Origin of the sequence: Enterobacter genomosp. O (genome assembly GCF_001022965.1) — a bacterium.
In the GTDB taxonomy this organism is placed as follows: domain Bacteria; phylum Pseudomonadota; class Gammaproteobacteria; order Enterobacterales; family Enterobacteriaceae; genus Enterobacter; species Enterobacter cloacae_L.
In genome coordinates this window covers 1-1,711 of record NZ_LECZ01000016.1, presented here as the reverse complement: position 1 = coordinate 1,711, position 1,711 = coordinate 1, and the positions used below count along the sequence as shown (strand labels likewise).

Annotated in this window: 1 rRNA gene; it reads right to left on the bottom strand. The window is 52.9% G+C overall.

Annotated elements, in window-relative coordinates:
* Window positions 1-25: 25 nt before the first annotated feature.
* Window positions 26-1,565 (bottom strand): 16S ribosomal RNA (locus tag ABR39_RS01105).
* Window positions 1,566-1,711 lie beyond the last annotated feature (146 nt).

Below are 1,711 nucleotides of genomic sequence, written 5' to 3'. Positions count from 1 at the left end.
CACTACAAAGGCAGGTTCTTTAAGGTAAGGAGGTGATCCAACCGCAGGTTCCCCTACGGTTACCTTGTTACGACTTCACCCCAGTCATGAATCACAAAGTGGTAAGCGCCCTCCCGAAGGTTAAGCTACCTACTTCTTTTGCAACCCACTCCCATGGTGTGACGGGCGGTGTGTACAAGGCCCGGGAACGTATTCACCGTAGCATTCTGATCTACGATTACTAGCGATTCCGACTTCATGGAGTCGAGTTGCAGACTCCAATCCGGACTACGACGCACTTTATGAGGTCCGCTTGCTCTCGCGAGGTCGCTTCTCTTTGTATGCGCCATTGTAGCACGTGTGTAGCCCTACTCGTAAGGGCCATGATGACTTGACGTCATCCCCACCTTCCTCCAGTTTATCACTGGCAGTCTCCTTTGAGTTCCCGGCCGGACCGCTGGCAACAAAGGATAAGGGTTGCGCTCGTTGCGGGACTTAACCCAACATTTCACAACACGAGCTGACGACAGCCATGCAGCACCTGTCTCAGAGTTCCCGAAGGCACCAAAGCATCTCTGCTAAGTTCTCTGGATGTCAAGAGTAGGTAAGGTTCTTCGCGTTGCATCGAATTAAACCACATGCTCCACCGCTTGTGCGGGCCCCCGTCAATTCATTTGAGTTTTAACCTTGCGGCCGTACTCCCCAGGCGGTCGACTTAACGCGTTAGCTCCGGAAGCCACGCCTCAAGGGCACAACCTCCAAGTCGACATCGTTTACGGCGTGGACTACCAGGGTATCTAATCCTGTTTGCTCCCCACGCTTTCGCACCTGAGCGTCAGTCTTTGTCCAGGGGGCCGCCTTCGCCACCGGTATTCCTCCAGATCTCTACGCATTTCACCGCTACACCTGGAATTCTACCCCCCTCTACAAGACTCTAGCCTGCCAGTTTCGAATGCAGTTCCCAGGTTGAGCCCGGGGATTTCACATCCGACTTGACAGACCGCCTGCGTGCGCTTTACGCCCAGTAATTCCGATTAACGCTTGCACCCTCCGTATTACCGCGGCTGCTGGCACGGAGTTAGCCGGTGCTTCTTCTGCGGGTAACGTCAATTGCTGAGGTTATTAACCTCAACACCTTCCTCCCCGCTGAAAGTACTTTACAACCCGAAGGCCTTCTTCATACACGCGGCATGGCTGCATCAGGCTTGCGCCCATTGTGCAATATTCCCCACTGCTGCCTCCCGTAGGAGTCTGGACCGTGTCTCAGTTCCAGTGTGGCTGGTCATCCTCTCAGACCAGCTAGGGATCGTCGCCTAGGTGAGCCGTTACCCCACCTACTAGCTAATCCCATCTGGGCACATCTGATGGCAAGAGGCCCGAAGGTCCCCCTCTTTGGTCTTGCGACGTTATGCGGTATTAGCTACCGTTTCCAGTAGTTATCCCCCTCCATCAGGCAGTTTCCCAGACATTACTCACCCGTCCGCCGCTCGTCACCCGAGAGCAAGCTCTCTGTGCTACCGCTCGACTTGCATGTGTTAGGCCTGCCGCCAGCGTTCAATCTGAGCCATGATCAAACTCTTCAATTTAAGTTTGATGCTCGTGAATTAAACTTCGTAATGAATTACGTATGTTCACTCAGAGACTTGGTATTCATTTATTGTCCGAAGACATTAAGAATCCATGTCACTTTGAGTGCCCACACAGATTGTCTGATAAATTGTTAAAGAGCAGT